Below are 20,357 nucleotides of genomic sequence, written 5' to 3'. Positions count from 1 at the left end.
CTCGCGGCGTAAGACGGGCATGTTTATGCAGGTTCATCCGGGGCTCCTGTGGGTGCTGAATGGGTCGCACCGCCAGAATCCCGGGTTCGCCCCGGGTGAACAACCTACTGAGAGATCACAGCTAGCGCCGCGCCGGCGCCTCAAACAGGGGGGAAACTGCAGGGTGGGCCTTGGCCCACCATTCTTCGTTCGATCGCGTTGCGATGGTGGGCCAAGGCCCACCCTACGGTCCGGCGTGGGGGTTGCAGCGGACGCGCCGGCGCTTCAGTCGAGCGTGATCCCGGCCAGCCGCTTCAGCGCCTCGGCGTACTTGGCGGCGGTGCCTTCGATCACCTCGCGCGGCAGCTTCGGGCCGGGGGCGGTCTTGTTCCAGTCCAGCGTCTCGAGATAGTCGCGCACGTACTGCTTGTCGTAGCTCGGCGGGCTGATACCGACGCGGTACTGGTCGGCCGGCCAGAAGCGCGAGGAGTCCGGCGTCAGCATCTCGTCCATCACGTACAGCTTGCCGTGCTCGTCGGTGCCGAACTCGAATTTGGTGTCGGCGATGATGATGCCGCGCTCGGCGGCGTAGGCGGCCGCCCAGGTGTAGATCGCCAGCGTCGCCGCGCGCACCTGCCCGGCGAGGTCGGCGCCGATCGTCGCCACCACCTGGTCGAAGCCGATGTTCTCGTCGTGCGTGCCGGCCGCGGCCTTGGTCGACGGCGTGAAGATCGGCTCGGGCAGCTTCTCGGCCTGGCGCAGGCCCTTCGGCAGCGCGATGCCGCACAGCCTGCCGGTGGCCTGGTAGTCCTTCCAGCCGGAGCCGATCAGGTAGCCGCGCGCGATCGCCTCGATCGGCACCGGCTTCAGGCGCCTGGTCACCACCGCGCGCTTCGCGTACAGCCTGACGTCGGTGCCCGGCGGCAGCACTCCGGCCACCGGCGTGCCGGTGAGGTGGTTGGGGATGATGTGCGCGGTCTTGCCGAACCAGAAATTGGAGATCTGGCAGAGCATCTCGCCCTTGCCCGGGATCGGGTCGGGCAGCACCACGTCGAACGCGGACAGGCGATCGGTGGCGACGATCAGCAGGCGGTTGCCGGGCAGCGCGTAGACGTCGCGCACCTTGCCGCGATGGATCAGCTCGAGGCCGGGCAGGTTCGACTGGTGCAGGACGGTGGGCACGGCGCGCTCCGCGACGGATGGAGAGGGCGGCTATTGTAGCGACTCGACCGGCCGCGTCGGCCGCGCTGGTAGAATCCGCCGCGACTTTCCGCCCGGGTCCGCGATGACACGTCTGCTCCTGCTGGCCGCGCTGACCGCCGCCGCGTTTCCCGCCGCGGCGCAAACCGGCGCCAAGCCCGCCCGCCTCGGCCTGTGCGCCGCCTGCCACGGCGAAGACGGCCGCGCCCGCGTGGCGGAGGCGCCGAACCTGGCCGGACAGCGCTTCGACTACCTGCTGAAGGCGATGCGCGCCTACAAGGCCGGCCAGCGCGACGTGCCGGCGATGCGCGCCGCGCTCGGCCCGCTGAGCGACGCCGACCTGGAACAGCTCGCGCACTGGTATGCCGGCCTCGCGCCCTGCGCGGCGGGAGCGCGATGAAATACGCCGGCAAACTGATCGGCGCGGCCATCGGCCTGCTGCTGTTCCGCAACCCGCTACTGGCGCTGCTGTTCGCGGCGATCGGCCACATGGTCGATGCGGGCATGCTCAAGCCGCACCCGCACGCCGACGTGCAGGGCTACGTCGATCCGCTGTTCGCCCTGCTCGGCGCGGTGGCGAAGGCGGACGGGCGCGTATCGGAAGCGGAGATCGCCGTCGCCGAGCGGCTGATGACGCGGCTCGGACTCGACGCCGCACTGCGCCAGCGCGCGATCGCGCGCTTCAACGCCGGCAAGCAGCCCGGCTTCGACGTCGGCCTCGCCATCGGCGAGCTGAAGCATTGGTGCGGCGGGCGCCGCGATCACGCCTTCCCGGTGATCGACATGGTCGTCGAAACCGTGCTCGCCGAGAACGGCGTCAGCGCCGGGAAGCTGAAGATCCTGCGCCGGCTGGCGTGGTCGCTGGGCGTGACCGAGATGGACCTGGTGGCGATGATGGCGATGAAGGGCTACGCCTGGACGCCGCACGGCGCCGGCGCGGACCGCGGCGGCTACGTGCCGCCGCGGCGCCGGCCCGACGGCCCCGATCCCTACGCGGTGCTCGGCGTGCCGCGCGGCGCCGACGCGCGCGCGATCAAGCGCGCCTACCGCAAGCTGATCGGCGAGCACCATCCCGATCGCCTCGGCAACCTGCCCGAGGACATGCGCCGCCGCGCCGAGCGGCGCGCCAGCGAGATCAACGCCGCCTACGAGCGCATACAATCCGAGCGCGGCTTCACCTGACGCCCCGCCGAAGGACAACGATGGCCAAGCAGACCTGCGTGATCGCCCCTTCCATCCTCTCCGCCGACTTCGCGCGGCTGGGCGAGGAGGTCGACAGCGTGCTCGCCGCCGGCGCCGACTGGGTGCACTTCGACGTGATGGACAACCACTACGTGCCGAACCTCACCATCGGCCCGCTGGTGTGCGCAGCGCTGCGCAAGCACGGCGTGTCCGCGCCGATCGACGTGCACCTGATGGTGAAGCCGGTCGACCGCATCGTGCCGGACTTCGCCAAGGCCGGCGCCACGCTGATCAGCTTCCACCCCGAAGGCAGCGAGCACGTCGACCGCACGCTGCAGTTGATCAAGGCCTCCGGCTGCCAGGCCGGCCTGGCGTTCAACCCGGCGACGCCGCTGACCTATCTCGACCACGTGCTCGACAAGATCGACCTGGTGCTGATCATGTCGGTCAACCCCGGCTTCGGCGGGCAGAGCTTCATCCCGGCCGCGCTGGACAAGCTGCGCCGCGCGCGCGAGATCATCGATCGCAGCGGCCGCGCGATCCGTCTCGAAGTCGACGGCGGCGTCAAGCCCGACAACATCGCCGAGATCGCGCGTGCCGGCGCCGACACCTTCGTGTCCGGCTCGGCGATCTTCGGCACGCCGGACTACCGCGCGGTGGTCGCGGCGATGAAGGGCGCGGTGGCGTCGGCCTGAGCGCGAAGAAAGCGGCCGGCGCGGGGTCGCCGCGCCGGCCGAAGCTCGACGGGGAAGCTCAGCAGGGTTGCCAGTCCGGATCGGGCGCGTCCTGCGCCGGCGCCGGAGTCGCGTGGTCCGCGTCCGCCGCATCCATCCAGCGTTCGAGGCCGTCGTCGTCGGGGAAGCGCTGCGCGTCCATCGGCGTGCCCTCAGCGCAGCGAAACCAGCACGCCCAGCAGCAGCGCGCCCAGGGCCACGGCGACCCGCAGCGGTTCGAAGGTGCGGGCGAGATCGGTATTGGCGTCGGTCGTACGGGTGTCCACGGTCGTCTCCACGGCAAGGAGGGACGATGCCATTGCAGCGCCGCCGTGCGGCGCGGCGCGGCGGCGTCCGGGGCAGCATGGCGACGCGATCTGGCGAAACGCGGGCATTGCGCGCCAGCCGCTTGCGCCGTGACGTGGCGCACTGCACGCTGACGCCGCGCCCGTGCATCGAGGGCGCGACGTCCGCGCCGCAGCGCCGATCCCGTTCCTCGCCAGGAAGGTCCCATGGGCAGAAGCATCGCCATCGTCGAAGACGAACCCTTGATCCGCGCCAACTACGTCGAGGCGCTGTCGCGCTTCGGCTACGAGGTGCGCGGCTACGCCTCGCGGCGCGAGGCGTCGGATGCGTTCGCCACGCGCCTGCCGGAGCTGGTGATCATCGACATCGGCCTGGGCGACGAGCCGGAGGGCGGCTTCGACCTGTGCCGCGAGCTGCGCGCCAAGTCGGCGACATTGCCGATCATCTTCCTCACCGCGCGCGATTCCGACTTCGACGTGATCTCCGGCCTGCGCCTCGGCGCCGACGACTACCTCAGCAAGGACACCAGCCTGCACCAGCTCGCCGCGCGCATCGGCGCGCTGTTCCGCCGCATCGAGTCGCTGAAGGCGCCGGCGTCCAGCGAAACGGTGATCGAGCACGGCCCGCTCAAGCTCGAGGCCGAGCGCATGCGCGTCACCTGGAACGGCGCGGAGATCCCGCTCACCGTCACCGAATTCTGGATGGTGCACACGCTGGTGCGCTTCCCCGGCCACGTGAAGAACCGCGACCAGTTGATGCGCGAAGCCGAGCTGGTCGTCGACGACGCCACCATCACCTCGCACATCAAGCGCATCCGCAAGAAATTCGTCGCCGTCGCGCCGGACTTCGACGCGATCGAGACGGTGCACGGCGTGGGCTATCGCTGGAAGCCGTGAGACGGGAGATGGGAGTAGGGAGTAGGGAGTAGGGAGTAGGGAGTAGGGAGTAGGGAAAGAGATCGTCCGCGGCAAACGTGCCGTTGCAGTGCGCCTCGCCGCGTCATGGACCCCCTCGCTGCCGCTTGTTCCCCTCTCCCCAGCGGGGAGAGGGCAGGGTGAGGGGGACGCGCGCAGCGCGTGCTCTTTACCACCGGGCGCAGAGCACAGCCGTCCTGCGGACGGCACCTTCTCACCCCAACCCTCTCCCCGCCGGGGAGAGGGAGAGAAACCACATCGGCTGACGCGGAAAGGCCCGCGCGCATGCACGTCGAAGCGCCCCGCGTACGCAGGCACCATGAGGTAACCCGCGCACGCATGTATGCCGAGGTGCCCGCGCGTCCTTCCCCGTCATTCCGGCGAACGCAGGAATCCAGTAGGGTACCGGTGCGCAGCACATCCAGCCTTCGGACAGGAGGGACCTCGGCGGCAGTCGCTGGATACCGGCTTTCGCCGGCATGACGGGCCCTGGGCACTTCCTGTCCCTGGTCTCCCGTCTCTCGTCTTCCTCGTCCCGCCACCCATGACCCTCCGCCGCAAGCTGCTGCTGGTCGCGCTGTCCACGCTGGTGCTGCCGGCGGTGGGCCTGCTGTACGTGCGGCAGATGGAGCAGATGCTGCGGCACAGCCAGGAGCAGGCGCTGATCGCTTCGGCGCGTGCGGTCGCGCGGGCGTTGACTGTCGCCGATGCGGCGCTGCCGGCGCCCGGTGCTGCGTGGTACGTGCAGCGCGTCGTGCAGCCGATCGTCGTCGACGGCTATGGCGACGACTGGGCGCCGCTGACGCCGTGGGTGCAGCAGCCCGGGCGCGGGCTGCGCCTGCTGCTCGCCGAGGACGACGCATGGCTGTACCTCTACGCCGAGGTGCAGGACGCGACGCGTAATCGCCGCGACGCCGACGATCCTGTCGCGCTGCAGGCCGACCACCTCGTGCTGACCCTGCGCCGCGGCGCCGCGCAGCAGCGCTACCTGATCGCCAGCACCGCGCCCGGCGCGTTCCGCGCGCGTCCGCTCGATCCGCCGGCGGCCGGCCTGCCCGATCCGCTGGACGGCGAATGGCAGGACGACGGCAGCGGCTACCGCATCGAGCTGCGCATCGCGCGCGCGCAGATGCCGGACCGCCTCGCGCTGAACGCCTACGACGCCGACGCGCCGGATCGCCTCGTCGCCGATGTCGAGCCGCGCCCGCTGCTGGCGTATTCGGCATCGCTGGCGCGCGAACTCGCGCAGCTCGCGCCGGACGTCACGCGCGCGCGCCTCGTCAGCGCCGAAGGCTGGCTGCTGGCCGAGCACGGATCGCTGGCCGTGCGCGACGCGGTGCGCGGCACGCCGGCGTGGCTGTCGGCGCTGGTCTACCGCGGCCTGATCGCACCGGTGTTGAGCGGCTCGCAGGCGCTGTCGCAGGACACGCCGCGCGTCGACGCGCCGGAGGCGTGGCAGGCGCTGTCCGGCGTGCCGGCGGCGAGCTGGCGCGCCGGCACCGAACCCGGCAGCGTGGTGCTGGCGGTGGCGGTGCCGCTGCTCGACCACGGCGAGACGCGCGGCGCGCTGCTGCTCGAGCAGGCCAGCCGCAGCGTGCCGCTGCTGGCCAATCGCGCGCTGCTCGGCCTGCTGCTGGCGAGCTTCGCCGGCCTCGTGGTCGCCGGCGGCCTGCTGTTCGCCTTCGCCACCTGGCTGTCGCTGCGCATCGCCCGATTGCGCGACGCCGCCGAACTGGCGGTGCGCCGCGAAGGCCGCTTCGACGGCGCCTTCCCGCAGGCCGACGCCGCCGACGAACTGGGCGATCTCGCGCGCAGCTTCGCGCGCCTCACCGACGCGGTCGGCGCCTATACCGACTATCTGCGCACGCTGGCGTCCAAGCTGTCGCACGAACTCAACACGCCGTTGGCGATCGTGAAGTCCTCGCTCGACAACCTCGAACACGCCGCGCTGCCGGCCGAGGCGCAACCCTATCTCGCGCGCGCCCGCGACGGCGCCGCGCGCCTCGGCGCGATCGTGCGCGCGATGAGCGAATCGAGCCGCATGGAGCGCGCCATCGCCGGCGCCGAAGGCGAGGACTTCGACTTGGCGCAGGTGGTGCGCGGCTGCGCCGAGGCCTACCGCGGCCTGGCCGCGCCGCGCCGCGTCGAATGCGTGCTGCCGGAGTCGCCGTTGCCGCTGCACGGCGCGCCCGAGCTGATCGCGCAGGCGCTGGACAAGCTGTTCGACAACGCGCTGTCCTTCACGCCGGAAGACGGCTGGATCCGCCTCAGCCTGCGCGCGCTGCCCGACGGCGCCGCCATCGAAGTCGCCAACCGCGGCCCGCCGCTGCCGGCGGCCATGCACGGCCGCCTGTTCGACTCGCTGGTCAGCCTGCGCGACGCCACCTCGCGCGCCGCCGCGCCGCACCTCGGCCTCGGCCTCTACGTCGTGCGCCTGGTCGCCGAACTGCATAACGGCCGCGCCGAGGCGCGCAATCTCGAAGACGGCAGCGGCGTCGCCTTCACGCTGCTGCTGCGAGGGATGGCGCGGCAGCGGATGGTGTGAACTCCATTTGTAGCCGGTCGCTTTCGACCCGATGCGGATGTTTCGGGGTCAAACGTCTGCTACGGAGAAAGGTCGGAATAATTTGCGTCTAGGGTTCTGTGGCACCAGGCGTCAGTGGCTCTCCTAGGCGCGCACATAGCTGGTCAACAAGATCGAAAAACTTGTCCAGGGCCTGTCTGGCCTTTTGGTACTCACCCAGATTGGTGCCGCGCGCACTTACCAACGATAGCGGCGAGAGTTGGATCATCGTGTATCGGACTGCCTTCTTAGTCGGGTGATCGATCTCAACGCAGGTCCCATCTGGTTGTGCGACGATTTCGACCCGCGGCCCGAAGGAACGCATGGCACGAGTGATGTGCCCAAACATGAACCTGGGTGCAAACGAGTGCGCACACAGGTTCCGGAAGTTGCGACTGACTTCCCGATAGCTCGCATCATTCACGTCATCCAATGCTTGCCGGAACGGTTTGTAGGCTGACCAGCGGCTGCCGAGTCGATCCAATTGCCGCTTCCGGTCACACCGTCTGAACGCGGCCCCCGGCTTGAGATTGTCCTGCTCCAAATGATCTGGTTCGTTTGGGAACGTGCGCAGGTTCGCTTGATGCAGCGCGGTTTCGGCAACGATGATCAAGCGATCTGCAAAGCTGCTTGGCTGCAGCATGCAGTAGAACGCGACAGGCTCAACGAAGTGGTTGACGATCTCCCACTTGTCATCATCCTTGTCGTAGCCTTCCAGCACACTGTTCCAGGCTCCCCATTCGTGTAGCCGGCTGCCCCATGCGTTCGTGATGTTGATGGATTCTTGGATTTCGCTTGGCACTCCCCAAGACCAAGGGAACGTGCCTGTGATTGCCTCAACCCGCTTCACCATGTCATAGGGCGTCAAGCCAGGCCCATTGGCTTGGCTTCTCTCAATGACGTCATGAAACCGGCCGTATGCTTCAGTCAGCAGTGCTCTCCACTTCGCCATGGTCCCCTTCCTGGCATCGCCTACACTCGAAATGGCTCTCGGTGAGGAGCCAAGGGTACGTCGAAGTGCTGTCAATCTGTGGCGCCACTGGCCCTTTTCGGCCGAGGTGCCCTGGTTCGCAAAATCCGGGATGTGAATCCGTGATCAGAGCGCATTGTGTGCACCCATGAATGGGCGCGTCAGTTGGCGTTGTCAGGTTCCGACGGCATATCGCGCGCTCGGGCGCGATCGCAGCGGACACCCGCGGCCGATGAGTCCATCTCTTTTGCGCCTGTCACGCTGCTCCCCGCCCTGCTAAGGTGGAAGCTTTCCGCCCCCACCCTGATTCCCTGCCGCCGTGATCACCCAGGACGAATTCGCCGCGCTCGCCCGTGAAGGGCATACGCGCATTCCCGTCGTGCGCGAGGTGCTGTCCGACCTCGATACGCCGCTGTCGGTCTACCTCAAGCTGGCCGACGGTCCGTACACCTTCCTGCTGGAATCGGTGGCGGGCGGGGAGACCTGGGGGCGCTACTCGATCATCGGCCTGCCGGCGCGGCGCGTGTACCGGCTGCGCGGGCACACGCTGACCGTCGAGGAGCTGGGCGAGGTCGTGGAGACGCGCGAACTGGCCGATCCGCTCGGCGAGTTCGAGAAGATCCGCGCGAGCTACCGCGTGCCGCGGCTGCCGCAGTTGCCGGCGTTCACCGGCGGCCTGGTCGGCTACTTCGGCTACGAGTGCGTCGGCCTGATCGAGCCGCGCCTGGCCGGCTGGAACGCGCCCGACCAGCTCGGCACCGACGACGCGCTGCTGATGCTGGCCGAGGAGCTGGCCGTCTTCGACAACCAGAAGGGCCGGCTGTACCTGATCGTGCACGCCGACGCCGCCGAGCCGCAGGCCTACGCCCAGGCGTGCCGGCGCCTCGACGCGCTGGCGTTCCGCCTGCGCAAATCGGGTTCCGCGTATCCGGAGACGCTCGCTCCGGACACGCTCGACGAAGCCGACTTCGTCTCCGGCTTCACCCGCGAGGGCTTCGAGGCGGCGGTGCGCCACGCGCAGGAGCACATCCGCGCCGGCGACATCTTCCAGGTGGTGCTGTCGCAGCGCATGAGCGTGCCGTTCCGTGCGCGGCCGGTGGACGTCTACCGCGCGCTGCGCGCGCTGAATCCGTCGCCGTACATGTTCTTCCTCGATCTCGGCCGCACGCAGGTGGTCGGCGCCTCGCCGGAGACGCTGGTGCGCCTGAAGGACGGGCGCGTCGCGCTGCGCCCGCTGGCCGGCACGCGCCCGCGCGGCCGCACCGTCGAGGAAGACCAGGCGCTGGAACGCGAGCTGCTGGCCGATCCGAAGGAGCGCGCCGAGCACCTGATGCTGATCGACCTCGGCCGCAACGACGTCGGCCGCGTCGCCGCCACCGGCACGGTCGAGGTCAGCGAGGCCTTCAGCATCGAGCGCTACTCGCACGTGATGCACATCGTCTCGCACGTCGAAGGCAGGCTGCGCGAGGGTCTGAGCTACATGGACGTGCTGAAGGCGGCGTTCCCCGCCGGTACGCTGTCCGGCGCGCCCAAGGTGCGCGCGCTGGAGATCATCCAGGCGCTGGAGCCGGTCAAGCGCAACATCTATTCCGGCGCGGTCGGCTGGATGGGCTGGTGGGGCGACGCCGACATGGCCATCGCCATCCGCACCGCGGTGATCCAGGACGGCCGCCTGCACGTGCAGGCCGGCGCCGGCATCGTCCACGACTCCGACCCCGCCAAGGAGTGGGAGGAGACGATGAACAAGGGTCGCGCGTTGTTCCGCGCGGTGGCGAAGGCGGCGCAGGGACTTTGAAATGGTGCTGAGTGCGTTCGCCTTTGCTGCACTGTCCGTCCAGGCAGCATCGACATCTGCAGCCACCGGCGCCGTACCGGAGGCGGTGCTCTCGCAATCCGCGCCGGCTGCACAGCGCTATCAATGGGACCAACATGCGGTGAGGGTGGATCTCGATGCAGACGGCGCGACGGATTTCGCGCTGCTTGGCAGGTCCGCGACAGAAGTCGTTGCGGCTTATGCCAAGGGTCCACTGACGAAGTTCTCGCGGGCGACAATACTGCGATTTCCGGTCGATGCGGGACGACAGGATGCGGTCTGCGACGCCGCGGTTGCACTGCGCGCGGAAGACACAACCTACGAACCGGGCGAGGAAGAAATTCCCGTGCTCCCCGGCTTTCGGCGCATCGCCGGACCTCATGGCCTCGTCCTGGAAGATGGTGTATGCGACAGCATCCACCTCTATTGGGACCACGCCAGTCACCGCCTGAGGTGGTGGCGGCGCTGAGGCCAGCAGGCGGCTGCGATTCAGCGCCAACGCTGAACTGGGCCGTTCGATCTGCCGGTGTGGGCTGACTGGCGCGCAGGATGCCGCGACACTTCGCCGCTGACCCTGCACGCCGACGCATGCGATGATTCCACTGTTTGCCGCGCCGGTTGCGCGCGGCCGCACCCAGGGACCGCGCTTGATTCGTTCGTTCCGCCATCGTCGCGTCGTTGCCTGGCTGGCCTTCATCGCCATCGCGTTGACCGCCGGCGCGCCGGTGGTGTCGCGACTGCTGCCGGGTGCGGCGATGGTGCCCGCTGCGATGGCGGGCTGCGACATGCACCATCCGGGCGCGCATCCCGCGCCGGCGCCCGACCCGCACACGCCACTGGACAAGTGCGGCTACTGCAGCCTGTTCGTGCACAGCCCGCTGCTGGTCGCGGCGGTCACGCCGTTCCTGCCGATTCCCGCGCCGCCGCGCTTCGTCGCCGCGCGGCGCGATCTCGGCCGCGTTCCCGCGCACTCGCCGCTGGCGGCGCGCCCGCGCGGTCCGCCGACGTTCGCCGACGCCTGATCCACGTCGATCCCGCCGCGGTGCGCCAGCACCGGGCGTGGCGTTGCGAACCCTCGAGTACCGTCCATGAAGACTCCCGCAAGCAACGGGCGCGCGCGCGTGCGCCCTCTCGCCACCTGCATCGCGCTGGCGCTCGGCGCTGTCGCGCACGCCGACGCGCTGTCGGTGCAGAACCTGCAACCCATCGTCGTCACCGCGCCGATGCAGACCGATCCGCTGACCGTGGTGACCGATCCGAAGGCGCCGCGCCAGCCGGTGCCGGCCAGCGACGGCGCCGATTTCCTCAAGACCATCCCCGGCTTCTCCGTGATCCGCAAGGGCGGCAGCAACGGCGATCCGATCCTGCGCGGCATGGCCGGCTCGCGCCTGAGCGTCCTCAGCGACGGCGGACAGATCGCCGGCGGCTGTCCGTCGCGCATGGATCCGCCCACCGCGTATCTGTCGCCCGAACTGTACGACCGCGTGGTCGTGATCAAGGGCCCGGAAACCGTGCTCTACGGGCCGGGCAATTCCGCCGGCCTGGTGCTGTTCGAACACGATTTCCACCGCTACACCGAACCGGCCTGGTCGTTCGACGGCAGCCTGCTCGGCGGTTCCTGGGGCCGCAACGACCAGAGTTTCGACGTGCGCGCCGGCACGCCGACGTTCTACCTCGGCGCCACCGGCAACCACACGCACGCCGACGACTACGAGGACGGCGACGGCCAGCGCGTGCACTCGCGCTACGACCGCTGGAACGGCGACGTCGCGCTCGGCTGGACGCCGGACGACGACACCCGTGTGCAGCTTTCCGCCGGCAAGGGCGACGGCAAGGCCGCGTACGCGTTCAGCGGCATGGACGGCGTGCAGTTCCTGCGCGAGAGCCTCGGCCTCGACTTCGAGCGCACGCACCTCGGCGAGGTGTTCGCCAAGCTCGAGGCGAAGGCGTACACCAACTACGCCGATCACGTGATGGACAACTACACGCTGCGCGATCCGGACCCGTCGAGCATGATGCCGATGGCGATGGCCAGCGACGTCGATCGCCGCACCGTCGGCGGCCGCGTCGCCGGCACGTTCGCGTGGGGCGAGGCGGTGACGCTGACCGCCGGCATCGACGGCGCGCGCAACGTGCACACCGGCCGCGTCGGCGGCCCGCCGGGCAGCATGCTGGGCGACTACCGCGCGAAGCCGCGCCAGCGCGACGCACGCATGGGCACGGTCGGCGCGTTCGGCGAACTGCGCTGGACCTTCGCGCCGCGGCAGCGCCTGGTTTCCGGCCTGCGCGCCGACCGCGCCTACGCGCATGGCTACGGCCTCCGCACCGGCATGAACGGTCCCGCCGTCGAGGCCAGCCGCGATGCGCTGCTGCGTTCCGGCTTCGCGCGCTACGAGCGCGACTTCGCCGCGATGCCGGCGACGTTCTACGCCGGCGTCGGCCATGTCGAGCGCTTCCCCGATTTCTGGGAGCTGTTCGGCGGCCACGTCGACAAGTCGCTCGGCGCTTTCCTCGGCACGCGCCCGGAGAAGACCACGCAGCTCGACGTCGGCCTGCGCTACCGCGACCGCCGGCTGGAGGCCTGGGTGTCCGGCTACGCCGGCGTGGTCGACGACTTCATCCTGCTGCACTACGGCAGCGGCATGGGTTCGCCGAGTTACGCCAGCAACGTCGCCGCGCGCATCGCCGGCGGCGAGGCCGGCGTCGCCTATGCCTTCGCCGAGCGTTGGAAGGCCGACGCCACGCTGGCCTACACCTGGGGCGAGAACCGCGACGAGCACCGGCCGCTGCCGCAGATGCCGCCGCTGGAACTGCGCCTCGGCCTGACCTACGACACCGGCACGTGGTCGCTGGGCGCGCTGTGGCGCGGCGCGACAGCACAGAGCCGCGTCGCTGTCGGCGAGGGCAACATCGTCGGCCAGGACCTCGGCCCGAGCGGCGGCTTCGGCGTGTTCTCGCTGAACGGCGGCGTGCGCCTGTCGAACGCACTGACGCTCGGCGCCGGCATCGACAACCTGTTCGACCGCACCTATGCCGAGCACGTCAACGCGGCACCGGTCGGCCTGGTCGGCTACGCCAACACGGTGCGCGTCAACGAACCGGGGCGCACCGCCTGGCTGAAGCTCAACGCGAAGTTCTAGGAAGCGCGGGGCGCGGAGGCGGCATGCCTCCGCGCCGCCGACCGCCGCGGTCACGCTGGCGGCGGCAGGCGTCGTCCCGCACAATGGATCCCTTCCGCCCCGGTGGCTGGTTGCTCGCTACGATGGCGGCCCGGCCGGCGCCACGCCGCGGGCCGATCCGCAGGGAATCCCCATGCTGTTGATGATCGACAACTACGACAGCTTCACCTTCAACCTTGTGCAGTACCTGGGCGAGCTGGGGCAGGAGGTGAAGGTGGTGCGCAACGACGCGCTGGACGTCGCGGCGATCCGCGCGCTGGCGCCCGAGCGCATCGTGATCTCGCCGGGGCCGGGCACGCCGGACGATGCCGGCGTGTCGCTGGCGCTGCTGCGCGAGCTGCGCGGCGCGATTCCGATCTTCGGCGTCTGCCTCGGCCTGCAGGCGCTCGGCCAGGCGTTCGGCGGCCGGGTGGTGCGCGCGAGCGCGATCATGCACGGCAAGACCTCGCCGATCCGCCATCGCGGCGCGGGCGTGTTCGCAGGCCTGCCCGATCCGTTCGAGGCGACGCGCTACCACTCGCTGGTGGTCGAGCAGGACTCGCTGCCCGATTGCCTCGAGGTCACCGCGTGGACCGAGCGCGCCGCCGGCTCGATCGACGAGATCATGGGCCTGCGCCACAAGACGCTGCCGATCGAGGGCGTGCAGTTCCATCCCGAGTCGATCCTCACGCAGCACGGCCACGACCTGCTGCGCAATTTCCTCGACCGGCCGCTGCCGGCGCGGGCCGCATGATGTTTCCCCTCTCTCGGGTGAGGGTGCCCGACAGGGGCGGGTGAGGGTGCGGGCGAAGCACAACGCCGCGCTTCGCCCGCACCCTCGCCCCAACCCTTCTCCCGAGGGAGAGAGGGGCTTTGCATTCGACAGGACCGCCTCCATGCCCATCACCCCGCAAGAAGCGCTGCAGCGCACGATCGAGCATCGCGAGATCTTCCACGACGAGATGATCGAGCTGATGCGGCAGATCATGCGCGGCGAGGTGTCGCCGGCCATGGTCGCGGCGATCGTCACCGGGCTGCGCGTCAAGAAGGAAACCGTCGGCGAGATCACCGGCGCGGCGCGGGTGATGCGCGAGCTGGCGACGCGCGTCGAGCTGGAGCCGCATCCGCACCTGGTCGACATCGTCGGCACCGGCGGCGACGGCGCGCACAGCTTCAATATCTCGACGGCGGCGATGTTCGTCGCCGCGGCGGCCGGCGCGCGCGTGGCCAAGCACGGCAACCGCGGCGCCTCGTCGAAATCCGGCAGCGCCGACGTGCTGGAGGCGCTGGGCGCGGCGATCGACCTCGCGCCCGCGCAGGTCGCCGCGTGCATGCGCGAAACCGGTATCGGCTTCATGTTCGCGCCGCACCATCATCCGGCGATGAAGGTGGTGGCGCCGGTGCGCAAGGAAATGGGCGTGCGCACGCTGTTCAACATCCTCGGGCCGCTGACCAACCCGGCCGGCGCGCCGAACATCTTGATGGGCGTGTTCCACCCCGACCTGGTCGGCATCCAGGTGCGCGTGCTGGAACGCCTCGGCGTGCAGCGTGCGTTGGTGGTGTGGGGCCGCGACGGGCTCGACGAGATCTCGCTGGGGGGCGCCACCCTGGTCGGCGAACTGAAGGACGGCCACGTGCGCGAGTACGAGATCGAGCCGGAAGCGTTCGGCTTCGCGATGGCCTCCAGCCGCAACCTGCGCGTCGGGAGCGCGGAAGAGTCCAAGTCGATGCTGCTGCAGGCGCTGGACAACCGCCCCGGCGTCGCCCGCGACATCGTGCTGCTGAACGCCGGCGCCGCGCTGTACGCCGCGCGGATCGCCGATTCCATCGACGAGGGCATCGAGCACGCGCGTGCGGCGCTGGAGAGCGGCGCGGCGCGCGCCAGGCTGGACGCCTTCGTCGCCGCCACGCGGCGCCTCGCCGGCCGCTGAAAAATCGCTTTTGTGCCGCGCGACGGCGTGCATGGCGGGAACACTGCCGCGCGGCGATTTCGCGCTACGCGGGCTCCGTATCGCGCGCCGTTCGTCGCCCTCTCCCCGGCGGGGCGGGGGGCGGGGTAAGAAGGCGGCGGCGTCCGCAGGACCACCGCTTTCGCCCCGCCGCAAGGCACGCGCTGCGCGTGCCCCTCACCCTTCCCTCTCTGCGTTGGCGGGTGCGGGAAGCCGGGAAGCGGCGCCAGCCGCAGCACGCGCGCGGCGCAACGATCTCTTGATGCCTTGGCCGGTCGCGCCGGCACTTCGCCGCGTGTCATAGAATGGCGTTTCCCGTTTTCCGCTTCCCGTCTCCCGCTCCATGGACGACATCCTCAAACGCATCCTCGCGCGCAAGGTCGCGGAGATCCGCGAGCGCAGCGCGCGCCTGCCGCTGGCCGAGCTGTCGGCGCGCTGTGCCGACCTGCCGCCGACGCGCGGCTTCGCCGCCGCGCTGGAGGCGAGGGTCGATGCGGGCGAGGCCGCGGTGATCGCGGAAGTGAAGAAGGCCAGTCCGTCGAAGGGCGTGATCCGCGCCGATTTCCGCCCCGACGAAATCGCGCGCAGCTACGAAGCCGGCGGCGCGGCCTGCCTGTCGGTGCTGACCGACGTCGATTTCTTCCAGGGGTCCGATGCCTGCCTGCAACAGGCGCGCGCCGCCTGCGCGCTGCCGGTGCTGCGCAAGGACTTCGCCATCGATCCGTACCAGGTCTACGAGGCGCGCGCGCTGGGCGCCGACGCGATCCTGCTGATCGTCGCCGCGCTGGGCGATGCCGCGCTGCTGGAACTCGCCCTGCTGGCCGCCGAGCTGGACCTCGACGTGCTGCTCGAGGTGCACGACGCGGAAGAACTCGAGCGCGCGCTGGACGTGCCGGCGCCGCTGGTCGGCATCAACAACCGCAACCTGCGCACCTTCGAAACCCGCCTGGAAACCACGCTCGGCCTGCGCGCCGGCGTGCCGGACGATCGCCTGCTGGTGACGGAGTCGGGCATCCACGCGCCGGCCGAGGTCGCGCGCCTGCGCGCTGCCGGCGTGCACGCGTTCCTGGTCGGCGAGGCGTTCATGCGGGCGCCCGACCCCGGCGCCGAACTGCGCCGCCTGTTCGCGACGCCTTGAGCATGGACGCGATGGAGGCGGATGCCGCGTCGGCCGGCGCGGAGCGGGCCGACGCGCGGCGCGTGGTGCTGTTCGACTTCGACGGCGTGCTGGTGCGCGGCGACAGCTACGAGATGTTCCTGCGCGAACGCTTCGCGCGCGCGCGTTGGCGGCTGCTGCCGTTGCTGCCGCTGCTGCCGTTCGTGCCGCTGCTGCTGCGCACGGTGCGCGGCAAGATGTGGCTGGCGCGCGCGTGCACGCGCCTGGCCACGCTCGGCTGCAGCGAAGCGCGCTTCCGCGCCCAGGCCGATGCGTTCGGCCGCGCGCTGGCGCGGCGCCCGCGCGCGTTCCTGCGCGAGGGCGTGACGGCGCTGCGCCGGCACCTCGCCGCGGGCGATCGCGTGCTGATCGTCAGCGCCACCGAGGAGACGCTGCTCGGCGCGATCCTCGACGAGCTTGGTCTCGACGCCGTCGAGCGCATCGGCACGCGCGTGCGCGCCGGCCTGTTCGGCATCCGCGCGGTGCCGCACAACTACGGCGCGACCAAGCTGCGCAGCCTGGCCGAGCGCGGCATCGTGCCGGTGTGGGCTGCGGCCTACAGCGATTCGCTGGCCGACCTGCCGATGCTGGCCGGCGCCGAGCGCGCCGTGCTGGTCAACCCGTCGCCGCGCGCGCTGGTCCGCTTCGGGCGCTCGTTGGGCGAGCGCGTGCAGGTGGCCTACTGGGGCTGAGCGGGCTGCGGCCGGATCAGCGCGTGCCGCGCACCACGATGGTCTTGCCGGAGACGCTGATCATGCCCTGGTCCTCGAGCTGCTTGAGGACGCGGCCGACCATCTCGCGCGAGCAGCCGACGATGCGGCTGATCTCCTGGCGCGAAATGCGGATCTGCGTGCCTTCCGGGTGCGTCATCGCGTCCGGCTCCAGGCACAGGTCGATCAGGGTGCGCGCCACGCGCGTGGTGACGTCCATGAACGCCATGCGGCTGACCTGGCGCGAGGTGCGCAGCAGGCGGTTGGTCAACTGCAGGCCGATCGCGAACAGCACTTTCGGGCATTCGTCGCGCAGCGGGCCCGCGAACAGGTTGAACAGGCGCTCGTAGCTGATCTCGGCCAGCTCGCAGGGCAGGCGGGTGCGCACCATCGTCTCGCGCTGCGCCTGCTCGATGAACAGGCCCATCTCGCCGATGAACTCGCCGCGGTTGATGTAGGCGAGGATCAGCTCGCGGCCTTCCTCGTCCTCGGTGCAGACGGTGACCGAGCCCTCGATCACGTAGTAGAGCGTGTTGGCCGGGTCGCCGGGGCGGATGATCGCGGTCTTGCCCGGGTAACGGCGTCGATGGCACATCGCCAGGAAGCGTTCCATCGAAGCGGGGTCCGGGGCGAGCTGGACCGGCGCGCTGGAGCGGTCGAAGGCCTGTTGCAGCATGTACTTGAGCTGGTGAGGGGCCACAGTCCGTTCCTCGGCTGGGTGGGGGCGGCGGCATCGCGCGGCGCCGCCCGGCGGTACCGGTGGCGGCAGGCGCATCCGCGCCTTACGGCACGATTGTCACGATCTTAAACCAAATGTGAAGTCCCGCGTCCAACCGGGCGCGCCGGCGCGTCGGCGCGGCGTGACCGGCGTTCGATTCACAAGCCCGCCCCCTTGCCGCATAATCCGCGGCTTCGACGCGCGGGCGCAGCAGCGTTCCGCCACAAGGGTTGCGGGGTGCGTCTCCGCGTTTTGGCTTGCAAGTAAGGTGCGGGGACACTTGTCGCTAACCCGCCGCGACCCAGGCCGCCAACCGCCGCCAAGAGAACGCTGCTACCGTGAAACCACTGCCACGTCTCAAGCTGCAGGGCTTCAACAACCTGACCAAGGCCCTCAGCTTCAACATCTACGATATCTGCTATGCCGTGTCCGAGGACCAGCGGCAGCGCTATATCGAGTACATCGACGACACCTACGATGCCGACCGCCTGACCAGCATCCTCACCGACGTGGCGGAGATCATCGGCGCGAACATCCTCAACGTCGCGCGCCAGGATTACGACCCGCAGGGCGCGTCGGTGACGATCCTGATCTCGGAACATCCGGTGGTCGAGAAGCTCGGCAAGGACGTCATCTCCGACGCCGTGGTGGCGCACCTCGACAAGAGCCACATCACGGTGCACACCTATCCGGAAACGCATCCGCACAACGGCATCGCGACGTTCCGCGCCGACATCGACGTGGCCACCTGCGGCGTGATCTCGCCGCTGAAGGCGCTGAACTTCCTGATCGACAGCTTCGAGTCGGACATCGTGACGATGGACTACCGCGTGCGCGGCTTCACCCGCGACGTGCGCGGCAAGAAGCACTACATCGACCACAAGATCAACTCGATCCAGGACTACCTGGCCAGGCACATCCGCCAGAAGTACGAGATGTTCGACGTCAACGTGTACCAGGAAAACATGTTCCACACGAAGATGCACATCAAGGACTTCGACCTCGAAACCTACCTGTTCGAGGCGCACGCCGACGACCTCTCGTTCAAGGAGCGCCAGCGCATCGAGGCGTTGCTGAAGCGCGAGATCGAGGAGCTGTTCCACGGCCGCAACCTGATGTGAGCCGGCGTCGCCGCAGCGGCTTGCGAGGCCCCGCCGCGTGCGGGGCTTCGCGTTTGCGGGGTTGCGACACGGTGCTGCGCCTGCGATTGATTTGGGTCAGGCCGGCGGCGGCGTTGCGGGCTACGCTGCCTTCCGAGCCCCCCGGAGTAGTCCGATCATGAACGCCCGCCTCGCTTCCCTGCCGCTTGCCCTGCTGCTGGCCGCCGCCCTGCCGGCGCTGGCGCAGCACGAACACGAATCGCACGCGGCGTACGCAACGCACGCCGACGCCGCTTCCGCCGCCACCCGCGCACGCTTCAAGGCCGACGCGCCGCTGAGTCGCGAGATGGCCGCGATCCGCGCCGCCTTCGAGGCGCAGCTGCCGGCGATCCACGCCGGCCGCCTGGACGCCGCCGGCTACGCCGCGCTCGGCGCGGAGGTGGAAACGCGCGTCGCCACGATGATCCGCGAATGCCGCCTGCCGCAGGATGCCGATGCGACGCTGCACGGCTATATCGGCCGCATGCTCGCCGCGGCCGGGCGCTTGAAGCGCGCCGATCTCGACGCCACCGCGCACCGCGACGCCGCGCTGGAGACGATCTCCGCCTACAACGACTACGGCGTGCGTTTCATCGATCCGGCCTGGAAGGCGCTGAAGCCGTAAGCGCCCGCCGCCGACGTCAGGGCCGGCAGGGCGGAACCGGCGACGCCGGTGCCGCCGCCGCTTCGCCGAGCGTCCTCGCCAGCCGCCGGCGTCACAGCCGGTAGGCCACGGCCTTCATCACTGCGGAAGCGAGGCGCATCAGGGACGGCACCGGCGGCGGCAGGTCGATGCCGCCGCGCGTGCGCGCGTTGTCGGCGTGGCGCACCTCGTCGGCCTGCATCGTGCGCAGGATCGCGCGCGAACGCTCGTCCTGCGCCGGCAGGCGCTTCAGGTGCGCGCCGAGGTGCGCCTCGACCTGACGCTCGGTTTCGACCACGAAGCCGAGGCTGACGCGGTCGTCCACCGCGGCCGCGACGGCGCCGATCGCGAAGCTGCCCGCGTACCACAGCGGGTTGAACACGCTGGGGCGGCTGTCCAGTTCGCGCAGGCGTTCGCCGCACCAGGCGAGGTGGTCGTTCTCCTCGGCGGCGGCGGCGAGCAGGTGGCGGCGCGTGGCCGCGTCGCGCGCCAGCGCGGCCTGGCCCTCGTACAGCGCCTGCGCGCAGACCTCGCCGGTGTGGTTGACGCGCATCAGGCCGGCGGCGTGGCGGCGCTCGTCCTCGGCGAGTTCCGGCTGCGGCAGCTCCGCGCCGGGCGAGGGCCGGTGCGCGGGCGGATCGCCCAGCGTCGTCTCCAGCGCGCGCTCGATGCCGGTCAGCAGGCGGTCCAGCGGGGACAGGGTGCGTACGTCGCTCATGGGGACTCCAGCTGCCGCGCCAGCAGCGTCAGGGGGTGTTCGACCGGCAGCGCCGCGCCGCGCTCGCGCAGCCCGGCTTCGAGGTGCAGCCGGCAGCCGATGTTGCCGCTCAGCAGGCGCCGCGGCGCCAGCGCCGCAGCCTGGTCCAGCTTGGTCGCGCGCAGCGCTGCGGCGCGCTGCGGGAATTCCAGCAGATGGCTGCCGGCGGCGCCGCAGCAGCCGGGTTCCGCGGGCAGCGGCAGGATTTCCAGGCCGGGCACGCGCGCGAGCAGGCGCAGCGTCGCGCCGTCGCTGCGCGCGACGTTGACCGCCGTGCACGGCAGGTGCACGGCGACGCGTTCGGCCAGCGGGCGGAAGCGCAGCGCGGCGCCGGCGCGGTCCAGCAGGGTCAGCGCGTCCTCGGCGGCGACGCCGGGCAGCGCCTCGCGCAGCGTGCCGAGGCAGCCGGGCGTGGCGTTGACCAGGCGCTGCGCCCCGGCCGCTTGCCACAGCGCGCGGACTTCGGCCGCGCGCGCGCCGGCCGTTT

Annotated in this window: 21 protein-coding genes; 15 read left to right on the top strand and 6 right to left on the bottom strand. The window is 70.4% G+C overall.

Going from position 1 to position 20,357, the window contains the following annotated elements; translation table 11 throughout:
• Window positions 1-264: 264 nt before the first annotated feature.
• Window positions 265-1,161, bottom strand: coding sequence for a phosphoribosylaminoimidazolesuccinocarboxamide synthase (locus ABFC67_RS10675; protein ID WP_346738013.1), 897 nt, complete (start codon window positions 1,159-1,161; stop codon window positions 265-267).
• Window positions 1,162-1,264: 103 nt separating this feature from the next.
• Between ABFC67_RS10675 and ABFC67_RS10670 the strand changes: the two genes are divergently transcribed.
• The 3 genes from ABFC67_RS10670 to rpe are packed head-to-tail and all read left to right on the top strand — an operon-like array spanning window position 1,265 to window position 3,056.
• Window positions 1,265-1,579 (top strand): c-type cytochrome, encoded by a 315-nt coding sequence (locus tag ABFC67_RS10670; protein WP_346738012.1) that lies wholly within the window; start codon window positions 1,265-1,267, stop codon window positions 1,577-1,579.
• Window positions 1,576-2,361: a co-chaperone DjlA gene (gene djlA / locus ABFC67_RS10665; RefSeq protein WP_346738011.1), complete on the top strand. Its 786-nt coding sequence runs from the start codon at window positions 1,576-1,578 to the stop codon at window positions 2,359-2,361. The genes ABFC67_RS10670 and djlA overlap by 4 nt, the downstream gene beginning before the upstream one ends.
• Window positions 2,362-2,381: 20 nt before the next feature.
• Entirely contained in the window at window positions 2,382-3,056 is a 675-nt protein-coding gene (gene rpe / locus ABFC67_RS10660) for a ribulose-phosphate 3-epimerase (RefSeq protein ID WP_346738010.1), read from the top strand.
• A gap of 58 nt (window positions 3,057-3,114) precedes the next feature.
• Here rpe and ABFC67_RS10655 read toward each other — a convergent pair whose 3' ends face one another.
• A complete protein-coding gene (locus ABFC67_RS10655; protein ID WP_346738009.1) occupies window positions 3,115-3,237 on the bottom strand; it encodes a hypothetical protein in 123 nt (40 codons plus the stop codon).
• Between the two features lie 349 nt (window positions 3,238-3,586).
• On the opposite strand from ABFC67_RS10655, the gene pdsR reads away from it, so the two are divergent.
• Together pdsR and ABFC67_RS10645 are read left to right on the top strand one after the other, a co-directional pair.
• Window positions 3,587-4,276 carry a proteobacterial dedicated sortase system response regulator gene (gene pdsR, locus ABFC67_RS10650; protein WP_346738008.1) on the top strand — a complete coding sequence of 230 codons (690 nt, stop codon included), beginning with the start codon at window positions 3,587-3,589 and terminating at the stop codon, window positions 4,274-4,276.
• Window positions 4,277-4,838: 562 nt separating this feature from the next.
• On the top strand, window positions 4,839-6,839 hold the full coding sequence (locus ABFC67_RS10645; protein WP_346738007.1) for an ATP-binding protein: 2,001 nt from the start codon (window positions 4,839-4,841) through the stop codon (window positions 6,837-6,839).
• An 88-nt stretch (window positions 6,840-6,927) separates the two neighbouring features.
• Here the strand turns inward: ABFC67_RS10645 and ABFC67_RS10640 are convergent, their stop codons facing one another.
• Window positions 6,928-7,809, bottom strand: coding sequence for a hypothetical protein (locus tag ABFC67_RS10640; protein ID WP_346738006.1), 882 nt, complete (start codon window positions 7,807-7,809; stop codon window positions 6,928-6,930).
• A 337-nt stretch (window positions 7,810-8,146) separates the two neighbouring features.
• On the opposite strand from ABFC67_RS10640, the gene trpE reads away from it, so the two are divergent.
• The 8 genes from trpE to ABFC67_RS10600 all read left to right on the top strand — a co-directional run bounded on the left by trpE (window position 8,147) and on the right by ABFC67_RS10600 (window position 16,595).
• Window positions 8,147-9,622: an anthranilate synthase component I gene (trpE, locus tag ABFC67_RS10635; protein WP_346738005.1), complete on the top strand. Its 1,476-nt coding sequence runs from the start codon at window positions 8,147-8,149 to the stop codon at window positions 9,620-9,622.
• Window position 9,623: 1 nt separating this feature from the next.
• Window positions 9,624-10,109 carry a hypothetical protein gene (locus ABFC67_RS10630; protein WP_346738004.1) on the top strand — a complete coding sequence of 162 codons (486 nt, stop codon included), beginning with the start codon at window positions 9,624-9,626 and terminating at the stop codon, window positions 10,107-10,109.
• Window positions 10,110-10,287: 178 nt separating this feature from the next.
• Window positions 10,288-10,662: a DUF2946 domain-containing protein gene (locus tag ABFC67_RS10625; RefSeq protein WP_346738003.1), complete on the top strand. Its 375-nt coding sequence runs from the start codon at window positions 10,288-10,290 to the stop codon at window positions 10,660-10,662.
• 66 nt (window positions 10,663-10,728) lie between these two features.
• On the top strand, window positions 10,729-12,780 hold the full coding sequence (locus ABFC67_RS10620) for a TonB-dependent copper receptor (protein ID WP_346738002.1): 2,052 nt from the start codon (window positions 10,729-10,731) through the stop codon (window positions 12,778-12,780).
• 172 nt (window positions 12,781-12,952) lie between these two features.
• On the top strand, window positions 12,953-13,552 hold the full coding sequence (locus ABFC67_RS10615) for an aminodeoxychorismate/anthranilate synthase component II (protein ID WP_346738001.1): 600 nt from the start codon (window positions 12,953-12,955) through the stop codon (window positions 13,550-13,552).
• Window positions 13,553-13,694: 142 nt separating this feature from the next.
• Window positions 13,695-14,729, top strand: coding sequence for an anthranilate phosphoribosyltransferase (gene trpD, locus ABFC67_RS10610; protein WP_346738000.1), 1,035 nt, complete (start codon window positions 13,695-13,697; stop codon window positions 14,727-14,729).
• Between the two features lie 361 nt (window positions 14,730-15,090).
• Window positions 15,091-15,885 carry an indole-3-glycerol phosphate synthase TrpC gene (gene trpC / locus ABFC67_RS10605; protein WP_346737999.1) on the top strand — a complete coding sequence of 265 codons (795 nt, stop codon included), beginning with the start codon at window positions 15,091-15,093 and terminating at the stop codon, window positions 15,883-15,885.
• 2 nt (window positions 15,886-15,887) lie between these two features.
• Window positions 15,888-16,595 carry a haloacid dehalogenase-like hydrolase gene (locus ABFC67_RS10600; RefSeq protein ID WP_346737998.1) on the top strand — a complete coding sequence of 236 codons (708 nt, stop codon included), beginning with the start codon at window positions 15,888-15,890 and terminating at the stop codon, window positions 16,593-16,595.
• Between the two features lie 16 nt (window positions 16,596-16,611).
• On the opposite strand, the gene crp is transcribed toward ABFC67_RS10600, so the two are convergent.
• Window positions 16,612-17,289: a cAMP-activated global transcriptional regulator CRP gene (gene crp, locus ABFC67_RS10595; protein WP_346738014.1), complete on the bottom strand. Its 678-nt coding sequence runs from the start codon at window positions 17,287-17,289 to the stop codon at window positions 16,612-16,614.
• A 380-nt stretch (window positions 17,290-17,669) separates the two neighbouring features.
• Here crp and speD point away from each other — a divergent pair, with 380 nt between their 5' ends.
• Both speD and ABFC67_RS10585 read left to right on the top strand, forming a co-directional pair.
• Window positions 17,670-18,452, top strand: coding sequence for an adenosylmethionine decarboxylase (gene speD, locus ABFC67_RS10590; protein ID WP_346737997.1), 783 nt, complete (start codon window positions 17,670-17,672; stop codon window positions 18,450-18,452).
• Between the two features lie 157 nt (window positions 18,453-18,609).
• Window positions 18,610-19,095, top strand: coding sequence for a hypothetical protein (locus ABFC67_RS10585; RefSeq protein WP_346737996.1), 486 nt, complete (start codon window positions 18,610-18,612; stop codon window positions 19,093-19,095).
• A gap of 91 nt (window positions 19,096-19,186) precedes the next feature.
• On the opposite strand, the gene coq7 is transcribed toward ABFC67_RS10585, so the two are convergent.
• Window positions 19,187-19,831 carry a 2-polyprenyl-3-methyl-6-methoxy-1,4-benzoquinone monooxygenase gene (gene coq7, locus ABFC67_RS10580; protein WP_346737995.1) on the bottom strand — a complete coding sequence of 215 codons (645 nt, stop codon included), beginning with the start codon at window positions 19,829-19,831 and terminating at the stop codon, window positions 19,187-19,189.
• The coding region (locus ABFC67_RS10575; protein WP_346737994.1) for a (Fe-S)-binding protein at window positions 19,828-20,357 on the bottom strand (530 nt) is incomplete at its 5' end. The genes ABFC67_RS10575 and coq7, both read right to left, overlap by 4 nt.

This window comes from Mizugakiibacter sp. (assembly GCF_039680435.1).
In the GTDB taxonomy this organism is placed as follows: Bacteria; Pseudomonadota; Gammaproteobacteria; order Xanthomonadales; family Rhodanobacteraceae; genus Mizugakiibacter.
The sequence above is the reverse complement of the archived record's forward strand: the minus strand, read 5'-3'. Positions and strand labels throughout refer to the sequence as shown.

Coding starts and splice junctions, on each gene's coding strand:
- ABFC67_RS10670 (WP_346738012.1), top strand. CDS start 1,265: ATGACACGTCTGCTCCTGCTGGCCGCGCTGACCGCCGCCGCGTTTCCC.
- djlA (WP_346738011.1), top strand. CDS start 1,576: ATGAAATACGCCGGCAAACTGATCGGCGCGGCCATCGGCCTGCTGCTG.
- rpe (WP_346738010.1), top strand. CDS start 2,382: ATGGCCAAGCAGACCTGCGTGATCGCCCCTTCCATCCTCTCCGCCGAC.
- ABFC67_RS10655 (WP_346738009.1), bottom strand. CDS start 3,237: ATGGACGCGCAGCGCTTCCCCGACGACGACGGCCTCGAACGCTGGATG.
- pdsR (WP_346738008.1), top strand. CDS start 3,587: ATGGGCAGAAGCATCGCCATCGTCGAAGACGAACCCTTGATCCGCGCC.
- ABFC67_RS10645 (WP_346738007.1), top strand. CDS start 4,839: ATGACCCTCCGCCGCAAGCTGCTGCTGGTCGCGCTGTCCACGCTGGTG.
- ABFC67_RS10640 (WP_346738006.1), bottom strand. CDS start 7,809: ATGGCGAAGTGGAGAGCACTGCTGACTGAAGCATACGGCCGGTTTCAT.
- ABFC67_RS10630 (WP_346738004.1), top strand. CDS start 9,624: ATGGTGCTGAGTGCGTTCGCCTTTGCTGCACTGTCCGTCCAGGCAGCA.
- ABFC67_RS10620 (WP_346738002.1), top strand. CDS start 10,729: ATGAAGACTCCCGCAAGCAACGGGCGCGCGCGCGTGCGCCCTCTCGCC.
- ABFC67_RS10615 (WP_346738001.1), top strand. CDS start 12,953: ATGCTGTTGATGATCGACAACTACGACAGCTTCACCTTCAACCTTGTG.
- trpD (WP_346738000.1), top strand. CDS start 13,695: ATGCCCATCACCCCGCAAGAAGCGCTGCAGCGCACGATCGAGCATCGC.
- trpC (WP_346737999.1), top strand. CDS start 15,091: ATGGACGACATCCTCAAACGCATCCTCGCGCGCAAGGTCGCGGAGATC.
- ABFC67_RS10600 (WP_346737998.1), top strand. CDS start 15,888: ATGGACGCGATGGAGGCGGATGCCGCGTCGGCCGGCGCGGAGCGGGCC.
- crp (WP_346738014.1), bottom strand. CDS start 17,289: ATGCTGCAACAGGCCTTCGACCGCTCCAGCGCGCCGGTCCAGCTCGCC.
- ABFC67_RS10585 (WP_346737996.1), top strand. CDS start 18,610: ATGAACGCCCGCCTCGCTTCCCTGCCGCTTGCCCTGCTGCTGGCCGCC.
- coq7 (WP_346737995.1), bottom strand. CDS start 19,831: ATGAGCGACGTACGCACCCTGTCCCCGCTGGACCGCCTGCTGACCGGC.